This window comes from Edaphobacter bradus, from assembly GCF_025685645.1.
Taxonomy (GTDB): domain Bacteria; phylum Acidobacteriota; class Terriglobia; order Terriglobales; family Acidobacteriaceae; genus Edaphobacter; species Edaphobacter bradus.
Genome location: NZ_JAGSYF010000001.1, coordinates 1,239,459 through 1,248,192 on the forward strand (window position 1 = coordinate 1,239,459; position 8,734 = coordinate 1,248,192).

Annotated in this window: 9 protein-coding genes; 3 read left to right on the plus strand and 6 right to left on the minus strand. The window is 61.0% G+C overall.

What is annotated here, in order from left to right; translation table 11 throughout:
- Nucleotides 1-2 precede the first annotated feature (2 nt).
- Entirely contained in the window at nt 3-350 is a 348-nt protein-coding gene (locus OHL16_RS05255; RefSeq protein WP_263366010.1) for an STAS domain-containing protein, read from the plus strand.
- Between the two features lie 86 nt (nt 351-436).
- Here OHL16_RS05255 and OHL16_RS05260 read toward each other — a convergent pair whose 3' ends face one another.
- The 3 genes from OHL16_RS05260 to OHL16_RS05270 form a co-directional block, all read right to left on the minus strand.
- Nucleotides 437-1,021 (minus strand): LemA family protein, encoded by a 585-nt coding sequence (locus OHL16_RS05260; protein ID WP_263366011.1) that lies wholly within the window; start codon nt 1,019-1,021, stop codon nt 437-439.
- Between the two features lie 116 nt (nt 1,022-1,137).
- Nucleotides 1,138-1,914, minus strand: coding sequence for a TPM domain-containing protein (locus OHL16_RS05265; protein WP_263366012.1), 777 nt, complete (start codon nt 1,912-1,914; stop codon nt 1,138-1,140).
- 43 nt (nt 1,915-1,957) lie between these two features.
- Nucleotides 1,958-2,620 carry a DUF4142 domain-containing protein gene (locus OHL16_RS05270; RefSeq protein WP_263366014.1) on the minus strand — a complete coding sequence of 221 codons (663 nt, stop codon included), beginning with the start codon at nt 2,618-2,620 and terminating at the stop codon, nt 1,958-1,960.
- A gap of 91 nt (nt 2,621-2,711) precedes the next feature.
- On the opposite strand from OHL16_RS05270, the gene OHL16_RS05275 reads away from it, so the two are divergent.
- Nucleotides 2,712-4,799: a S9 family peptidase gene (locus tag OHL16_RS05275; RefSeq protein WP_263366015.1), complete on the plus strand. Its 2,088-nt coding sequence runs from the start codon at nt 2,712-2,714 to the stop codon at nt 4,797-4,799.
- A gap of 6 nt (nt 4,800-4,805) precedes the next feature.
- On the opposite strand, the gene OHL16_RS05280 is transcribed toward OHL16_RS05275, so the two are convergent.
- Both OHL16_RS05280 and OHL16_RS05285 read right to left on the minus strand, forming a co-directional pair.
- Complete coding sequence (locus OHL16_RS05280; protein ID WP_263366236.1) at nt 4,806-6,716, minus strand: ABC transporter ATP-binding protein; 1,911 nt, start codon at nt 6,714-6,716, stop codon at nt 4,806-4,808.
- Nucleotides 6,717-6,838: 122 nt separating this feature from the next.
- Entirely contained in the window at nt 6,839-7,216 is a 378-nt protein-coding gene (locus tag OHL16_RS05285) for a hypothetical protein (protein ID WP_263366016.1), read from the minus strand.
- Nucleotides 7,217-7,361: 145 nt separating this feature from the next.
- On the opposite strand from OHL16_RS05285, the gene OHL16_RS05290 reads away from it, so the two are divergent.
- The gene (locus tag OHL16_RS05290; protein WP_263366017.1) at nt 7,362-7,808 is read left to right on the plus strand and encodes a CBS domain-containing protein; all 447 of its coding nucleotides are present in this window, start codon (nt 7,362-7,364) and stop codon (nt 7,806-7,808) included.
- A 6-nt stretch (nt 7,809-7,814) separates the two neighbouring features.
- On the opposite strand, the gene OHL16_RS05295 is transcribed toward OHL16_RS05290, so the two are convergent.
- Nucleotides 7,815-8,723: an SCO family protein gene (locus OHL16_RS05295; protein WP_263366018.1), complete on the minus strand. Its 909-nt coding sequence runs from the start codon at nt 8,721-8,723 to the stop codon at nt 7,815-7,817.
- Between the last annotated feature and the right edge of the window lie 11 nt (nt 8,724-8,734).

Below are 8,734 nucleotides of genomic sequence, written 5' to 3' on the forward strand. Positions count from 1 at the left end.
AAATGAGCATGAAAGTACAGACCCGCCAAGTGGACGGGGTCACCATTCTCGATCTCAGCGGCCGAATTACCCTCGGCGAAGGCAGCGTCACCATTCGCGATTCAGTTCGCGACATGCTTACCAAGGGACAAAAGAAGATCCTTCTGAACCTGGGCGAGATCACCTACATCGACAGCTCGGGCATCGGTGAGCTGGTCAGCGCGTTTACGACGGTGAAGAACGCGGGCGGCGAGTTGAAGCTGCTGAACCTGACCAAGAAGGTCCATGACCTGCTGCAGATCACGAAGCTGTACACCGTCTTCGACATCAAGGACGACGAGGCGGCCGCGATCGCATCTTTCGGCAAGTAAAGACGGGAAGCCAAAGACGCAAGAAAGGCCGCCGCGGGTGCGACGGCCTTTTCTTGTGTGCCGATGGTTCAATTCGCCTTCTGCAGTTACTTTGAGAAGTCGACCTTCGGCGCCGCTTTGTTCTCCGGGTTGCCCTTGAAGTACTCGTCCCGGTAGTGGAAGCCTGCCATGCCAGCCCAGAGGCTGTTGGGGAACTGGCGAACGTAGACATTGTAGTCCTCGAGAACTTTGTTGTAGCGCTGGCGCCCTACGGCAATCCGGTTTTCCGAGCCGGCAAGTTCGTCCTCGAGCCGCATGAACTGTTCGTTGCCCTTGAGGTTGGGGTACTGCTCCTGAAGGCGGAAGAAGGGGCCAAGGGCGACGTCGAGCTTCGTGTTGGCGTTGATCGCGGCGGCGTGGTCCGAGCCTGCAGCCAGAACTCCGGCGCGGGCATTTGCGATGTTGGTCAGGATAGCGGATTCTTCGGCCACGTAGCCCTTAACCGAAGCAACGAGGTTTGGGATGAGATCGAGGCGGCGCTGCTGGAGGACGTCTACCTGCGAGTAGGCAGCGTTGATGGCTTCGTTCTTCTGTACCAGAGTGTTCTTCGTGCTGACATAGCTTCCGCCCGACAAGAGCAGAACGAGAACGAGAAGGCCGACTACGCCAAGTACGACCCATAATGATTTCATGCAGTTCGATTCCCTTCTTCTGAGGTTTCTTCTGGAGTTTTGGCAGGTCTATCCGGCAATGTATCACCAACGCCGACAGATCTGCCCTGATTGAAACGACATTTGCCGGAACGGGGCTACCAGTCTCCGCTGGCTCCGCCTCCTCCGGAACCGCCGCCCCCGAAGCCGCCAAAGTCCCCGCCGTCATTGTCACGTCTACGATCGCCGCCTCCGCCTCCGCCCATCAGATTGCCGAGCAGGAAGAAGATGAGCCCGGTGTTTCCGGTGCTGACAAGGAAGAAGAGAATCAGCAGAATGACACCGCCGCCGAGGACGATCTCGGTCAGCGAAAGCTGGATGGGCCCGTGCTGGACTGGCTCGCGATGATACTGGTGCGTTGGCAGCGTAAGCGTGACACCGGCGTCCTGCGCTATGACGCCCGCGATCTGGCGGACGCCGAGCGGGATGGCGGTGTTGTAGTCGCCCTGCCGCACGGCGGGCGACATGGAGCGGCCGATGTCGCCCACTTTAGCGTCGTTGAGGATGCCCTCAAGGCCATAGCCCACCTCGATGCGTCCGCGCCGGGGGGTCATGACGAAGATCATCAGCACGCCGCGGTCGGTGCCCTTGGTGCCGACCTTCCACTTGTCTTCAAGCTCGGTGGCAAACTCCTCGATGCTCTGGTCGTTGTCGAGAGTCTTGATGGTGACGACCGCGATCTGGGCCTGCGCCTGCCGGTCCACCTGGGTGCAGAGAACTTCGAGGTTCTGTTTGGTTGTTGGGTTAAGAACTCCGGCGAAGTCGTTGACGTAGCCGGTAGGGGCCGGCAGTGAGCTCACGGACTCGGCAGACAGCGACGCTACCGGAACAAGCAGAAAAAGGATGACGGTCAGCCATCGCAGGATGGTCTTCATTGAGGCTCATTCTACGCCCGAACGATGAGTGTGCCGTTGACGCTCATTCTGATGAGGGCGGTGCGGGACGGCCTCGTCCGGCGGGAGTTGGGAGTCCCTTGCTGCGGGCGATTCTGTCAATCATGACCATGTGCTCATGAATGACGCGGGCGCCGTTGGTGACTGCTTCCTTCAGGACGGGATCGGTGGTGCTGTTGGCTTCGATGCGGAACTCGCGCAGGTCGGCGTGGTGGTCTCTGACCATGAAGGCGATGTACTGCGTGTCGAAGGAGTCGCCGGACATTGTGCTGAGCTTGTCGTACTCTTCCTGATCGGTCTTGTTCATGCGGTTTGTCAACTTGATTCCGAGGGAGTCCGCGATAGCAGCCATCTTCCGATTGAGTGCGGTGTGGTCTTCGACCATCTTCTGGCCGAAGCCTTTGACGTCGTCGCCTGTGCCCTTCTCCGCGGCGAGCTGTCCGAGCTGGACCTCGGCGAGCCCACCTTCGGCGGCATGGCGAATAAACGTCTTGTCGCGCATGAACTGGACGGTGTCGCCACCGGTGTTGGAGTCCCGGATTGAGGTAGAAGGCTGCGCCTGACTGGGCAGGTTCGGCTGAGTCGCTGAGGCAGGAGGAGCCAAGGGCTCGTTCTGGGCGGAGACGAAGGAGGAAGGAAGCGCAACCGCGCAGACAAGGGCAAGGGGCCGGAGACAACGACAGGACATGACAAACTCCTACTTCTTTTGTGTAGACGAGCTTACCTGAGGTTGCCTGACTGGCCGGTGCGAACGCGATATGCTGTCGATTGGAGCCCGCATGATCGATACGACCGCACTGACACCGCCGATTGCCCGCAAGGAACCCACGCCGACCACACTGCACGGCCAGACCCTGGAGGATAACTACCGCTGGATGCGGTACAAGAGTTCGCCGGAGCTGATCAACTACCTTGAGGCCGAGAACGCCTACGCCAGTGCCGTGATGAAGCCGACCGAGGAGATGCAGGCAAAGCTCTACGCTGAGATGCTGTCGCATATCAAGGAGACGGACATCTCGGTTCCCTACCGCGATCACGACTGGTACTACTACACGCGGACGCTGGAGGGCAGCCAGTACCCGATTTACTGCCGCAAGGCGGCGACGGGGACGGCGTTCGACGACTCGCAACCTGAGCAGGTGGTGCTGGACGTTAACAAGCTGGCCGAGGGGCAGGCCTTTATGGCCGTGGGTGGGATGAGCGTGAGCCCGGACGGCGCGAAGCTCGCCTATTCGACTGACAACACAGGCTTTCGGCAGTACACGCTGCATGTTCGCGATCTGAAGACGGAAGCTGACCTGCCGGAGACAGCGCAGCGCGTCGGTTCGCTGGCGTGGGCCGCGGACTCGAAGACGCTCTTCTACACGACCGAGAATGCAGTGACGAAGCGGCAGGACCATCTGTTCCGTCATCGGCTGGGAGATCCGGTTTCAGATGACGCGATTATCTATGAGGAGCGGGATGAGCGGTTCAACCTGGGCGTGGGCAAGACGCGCGATGGACGATACCTCCTGATGGAAGCGGGAAGCCACACGACGACAGAGTGCAGCTATCTGGATGCGACGACTCCGGGCGGAGTGTTTCTGGTGATTGCTCCGAGAGAGGATGACCATGAGTACTACGTCGATCATCGCAATGGGCTCTTCTATATCCGCACGAACGATACGGGAAAGAACTTCAGGGTCGTGACGGTTGCGGTGGACGGCGGCGGCCGGGAGGATTGGAAGGAGCTGATCCCCCTCAATAAGGATGTTCCGCTTGAGGATTTTGATGTATTTCAATCGTTCTGCGTAAGTTCCATGAGAGAGCTTGGACTGACGACGCTGGCGGTCCAGATGTTTGGCGTTGACGGAAGCCTAGGTGAGGCGAAGGAGATCAGCTTCCCCGAGCCGACATATACCGCGCAGGGGAATGTGAACCGGGAGTTTGTGACGGGGAAGTTTCGCTACAGCTACCAGTCGCTGGTTTCGCCGGCTTCGATCTACGACTATGACGTGGCAGCGGGAACGTCAGAGCTGCTGAAGCAGCAGGAGGTTCCTGGAGGATTTGATTCGGCTCGGTACGCCTCGGAGCGGGTTTGGGTGACGGCGGCGGATGGGGTGAAGGTGCCAGTGTCGCTGGTCTATCGGCGGGAGATGTTCCGGAAGGATGGAACAGGGCCGCTGTATGTGTATGGGTATGGGTCGTATGGGTATCCGCTGCCTGTGGGGTTCAGCCCGGCGCGGCTGTCGTTGCTTGATCGCGGTGTGGTGGTCGCGTATGCGCATATTCGCGGCGGCGGCGAGATGGGCGACACCTGGCACGATGCCGGAAAGATGATGGTGAAGCGCAACACGTTTATGGACTTCATCGCGGTCGTCGAGCAGCTTGTGGCCCAGGGGTATGGCGCGAAGGACCGGGTGGCGATCGAAGGCGGGAGCGCGGGCGGGCTGTTGATGGGCGCGGTGGTGAATGAGCGGCCGGATCTCTTTCACGTCGTGCTGTCGCACGTTCCGTTCGTGGATGTGATGAACACGATGCTGGACGCTTCCCTGCCGCTGACAGTCGCGGAGTACGAGGAGTGGGGGAATCCGAATGAGCCGGAGGCGTTTGCCTATATGCGGTCGTATTCGCCCTACGACAACCTGAAGCCGGGCAACTATCCGGCGATGCTGGTGAAGACAAGCCTCAATGACTCGCAGGTGATGTACTGGGAGCCGGCGAAGTATGTGGCGAAACTCCGGACGCTGAAGACAAACGACACTCCCTTGCTGCTGCACATCAATATGGATGCGGGGCATGGCGGGGCCTCGGGTAGGTATGACTACCTGAAGGAGATTGCGTTTGATTATGCGTTTCTGCTGACGCAGTTGAGGGTGGGGGCTTAGGCTGCCTCAAGCTTTGGCGGCGATGTCTTCTTCGATAACCTTGTCGCCTTCGCCGGGGGCGAGGAAGAGGTTGGTTTCGACGCCGTGCTGGCGGGTGTAGAGGTCGTAGTAGCGGCCGCCGAGGGCGTATAGCGTCTCGTGGTTTCCCCGCTCGACGATCTCGCCCTGCTCGACGACGAGTATCTGGTCGGCGCGACGGATGGTGGAGAGCCGGTGTGCGATGACGAACGTCGTGCGGCCCTGCATGAGGTAGCTTAGGCCGTTCTGGATCATGGCCTCGGACTCGGAGTCGAGCGAGCTGGTGGCCTCGTCGAGGATGAGGATGCGGGGGTCGGCGAGGATGGCGCGGGCGATGGAGAGGCGCTGGCGTTGGCCGCCGGAGAGCTTGACGCCGCGCTCGCCGACGATGGTCTCGTAGCCCTCGGGGAAGCGCTCTGCGAACTCATCGACTCGTGCGATGCGGCAGGCTTCCGTGAGCTGCTCCTCGGTGGCTTCGGGGCGGGAGAAGAGGATGTTCTCGCGGATGGTTCCGTCGAAGAGGAAGGTTTCCTGGAGCACGACGCCTAGCTGATTGCGGTAGCTGGAGAGCCGGACGGTCGCGAGGTCGACGTCATCGGCGAGGACCTGGCCGCTGGTCGCGGTGTGGAAGTCGCAGATGAGCGAGATGATGGTCGATTTGCCGGAGCCTGAGGAGCCGACGAGCGCGGTGACGGTGCCGGGCTTCGATTCGAAGCTGATGCCGTGGAGGACAGGCTTGCCGGGATCGTACTCGAAGCTGACATCGCGGAAGGCGACGTCGCCGTGGATGGGGCCGAGCACGTTGGTGCGGGCGGGGCTGGAGTCCTCTTCCAGCTCAGAGAGTATTTCGGTGGTTCGGTCGAGCCCGGCGACGGCCTCGGTGAGCTGGGTTCCGATGGCGACGAGCTGCACGATGGGCGCGATCATGAACGCGAGGAACATCACATAGGTGACGTACCCGCCAGTGGTGAGGCGTCCGGCGACGACCTGGTGTGCGCCGAGGTACATGATGAGTGCGCCGACGATTCCGAGCACAGCCGTCGAGGCGAGCGACATGAGCGACTGCGCGGTGAGCGAGGAGATGACGTTGCGCAGGAGACGCCCGACTCCGGTGGCGAAGACGCCGGCCTCGCTGGCCTCGGCGTGGTAGCCCTTGACGACGCGGACGCCGCCGAGCGATTCGGTGAGGCGGCCGGTGACCTCGGCGTTGATCTTCGAGCGCTCGCGGAAGATGGGGCGGATGGTCTTGAAGGCGCGCTGAAGGATGAGGCCGAAGATGATGAGGATGACGAAGGTGACCAGCGTCATCTGCACGCTGAGATGAATGAGATAGCCGAAGGCGAAGAGCGCGGTAAGGACGCCGCCGAAGAAGTCGATGACGCCGGTTCCGATGAGGTTGCGGACGCCCTCGACGTCAGTCATGATGCGGGCGACGAGAGTTCCTGTGCGGTTCGCGTCGTAGAAGGCGACAGGCAGGCGTCCGATGTGCGCCTGGACCTTCATGCGCAGCTCGGCGATGAGGCGTTGGCCCTCCATCGAGAGGAGTTGGGTGAGGGTGAACGAGGTAATGCCCTGCAGGATTGTCGCGCCGACGACGACGCCGACGATGATGGGCAGCAGGTGAAGCTGGTGCTTGCCCATGACGTTATCGATGAGATAGCGGGTCGAGGCGGGCAGAACGAGGCCGCTGGCGCGGTTGATGATCATCAGCAGGAAGCTGCCGCCGAGAAGAAGGCGGCGCGGCTTGATGAGCTTCCAGACCTCAGGCAGAACCTTTTTCAGGCTTGGCTTGGGACGCGACGCGGTGAGGTCGGCGGCAGTCGCCCGGCCGGTGCCGCGGGAGGGGCGGTCCGCATGTTTGATCCCGCCGCTGAAGCTTGAGTGCCCTAAGGAAGACATATCTGGCTGCAAGTGTACGACGACGGAGGCCTTAGGGGCAGACACTCCACCTGTTTCCGATTAGATGATTTGGAGCTTAGTCCAGATGCTGCTTTTGTAAAAGGAAGTCGCAAAGTGTGCCGTCACGCGATCCGGCTGCGGCGCGCCGCGATGAAAGAGCGGATGCAGAACAGGACGTAGATGAGGCAGAGCAGCGACATGGCTGACTTCTCAAGAATGGCGGCAGGACGCGGAAATTCGACGCCGTGGGAGAGACGGTAGGCGTCAATGTCCGCCGGGATCATCGATAGGAAACTGAGCAGGGCGACGGTGACCGAGATGTGCATCCAGAGCATGCGCTTCTTGGCATCCTCGGATCGGGCCTGCACGCCAAAAAAGATGAAGATCAGCCCAAGTCCCGCGGGAATGAGGGCCGTGGGGTGAGCGCTTCCCGTCCCGACGAATCCGGCAATGCCGAGCAGAATGAGAAGGATGCCGAAGAAGATGGTCAGCTTAGCCATTGATTGCATTACTCCTTTTTGCCTGAAGGCTCAGGATACCTGATTCGCGCCGGAGCCCGCAGCCCTGGAAGACTTTGCCAAGTCTGCATGTAGAGGAATAAGCTGCTGGCCTCAGCTGAATACGGCCAGCATGGAGGAACCTTGCATGAGTAAGCTTTCAACAACGATCGGTGCGGTTCTGCAGGGAAAGAGCCGCGAGATGTGGTCCACGACGCCGGATACCTCCGTCTACAAAGCCATCGAGATGATGGCGGAAAAACAGGTGGGCTCTCTGCTGGTGATGGAGCAGGACGACGTGGTAGGTGTGCTCTCGGAGCGCGACTATGCGCGCAAGGTGATACTGCAGGGACGGTCGTCCAACGAGACAACGGTTTCAGAGATCATGAGCCCCCCGATCTCCGTCTCGCCCGAACATACGGTGGCCGACTGCATGGTGATCATGACGAACAACCGCGTACGGCATCTGCCGGTGAAGCAGGCAGGCAAGGTGGTGGGAATTGTCTCCATCGGCGACCTGGTGAACGCCGTGATCTCGGCGCAGGATGAGGCAATCCGCCATCTGGAGTCCTATATCTGCGGGACGCCTCGTTAGCTGCGGTTAGCTTGCGGAGGCTTTCCGAATGGCGGCCACGACATCGGACGGCTGCCAGTCGTTGGTGGGATACCAGGCGGCGATCTTGCCGTCCTTGCCAATGATGACGGTTGAGAGCGAGTGGGTGAGGGTCTTGTTCTCGCCTGGGGTGACGCCAACGTCGAAGAATTGGGTCACGGTGGGGAGTTCTTTCTCCGAAGGTGCGGCGAAGTCCCAGTGGGTGAAGGTCTCTGTGGTGTAGCGGCCGGTGTAGGCTCCGCCGTAGCTGCGCAGAACGGCAGGGGTGTCGTAGGCGGGGTCGAAGCTGATGCTGAGAAGATGCGTCTGTGAGTAGAGCGCAGGGTCGGCGGCGAGGGCTTTGTCGATCTCGGCGAAGTTGCGGCTCATCTTGGGGCAGTAGTCGGCGAGCGGGCAGCGGGTGTAGATGAAGGTAGCGACGAGGACCTTGCCCTTGAACTGCGCGAGGTGGATGGTGCGTCCGCTCTGATTGAGTAGCTGGAAGTCCGGCACGTTGTCGCCGGGTGCCGGAACGTGGAACTGCACGGCGGGCTTGTAGTCGGGCCTGGCCTGCGCGGTGACAACGATGTTGTCGAGCAGGGCGTCGTGGAAGCCTCCTTCGTCCTGGTGGACGAGGAGAGTGGCGGTGATGCGGTCGCCGGGGTGCAGTTCGCTGACGATGCTGGGGTCTTTGAGCTTGTAGGGCATGACCATGGCGTCCATGAAGCCGGGGATGGCCTCGTGATCGAGCGTGACCTCAGTGGCGTTGGTGCTGACGACTTTGCCGCGGACGGGAAAGCTCCGGAGCGTGGCGGATGCATTTGCAGAAGCTGGCGGGGCGGACTGGCGGCATCCGGCGATGCCAACGATGAGCAGCAAGCTGAGGCAGAACAGGAGAGACAGGGACTTCCAAGGCACGATTCGACTCC

Excerpts from the sequence above, each read along its gene's own strand:
- OHL16_RS05255 (WP_263366010.1), top strand. The coding sequence starts at position 3 with ATGAGCATGAAAGTACAGACCCGCCAAGTGGACGGGGTCACCATTCTC.
- OHL16_RS05260 (WP_263366011.1), bottom strand. The coding sequence starts at position 1,021 with ATGAAATCATTATGGGTCGTACTTGGCGTAGTCGGCCTTCTCGTTCTC.
- OHL16_RS05265 (WP_263366012.1), bottom strand. The coding sequence starts at position 1,914 with ATGAAGACCATCCTGCGATGGCTGACCGTCATCCTTTTTCTGCTTGTT.
- OHL16_RS05270 (WP_263366014.1), bottom strand. The coding sequence starts at position 2,620 with ATGTCCTGTCGTTGTCTCCGGCCCCTTGCCCTTGTCTGCGCGGTTGCG.
- OHL16_RS05275 (WP_263366015.1), top strand. The coding sequence starts at position 2,712 with ATGATCGATACGACCGCACTGACACCGCCGATTGCCCGCAAGGAACCC.
- OHL16_RS05280 (WP_263366236.1), bottom strand. The coding sequence starts at position 6,716 with ATGTCTTCCTTAGGGCACTCAAGCTTCAGCGGCGGGATCAAACATGCG.
- OHL16_RS05285 (WP_263366016.1), bottom strand. The coding sequence starts at position 7,216 with ATGGCTAAGCTGACCATCTTCTTCGGCATCCTTCTCATTCTGCTCGGC.
- OHL16_RS05290 (WP_263366017.1), top strand. The coding sequence starts at position 7,362 with ATGAGTAAGCTTTCAACAACGATCGGTGCGGTTCTGCAGGGAAAGAGC.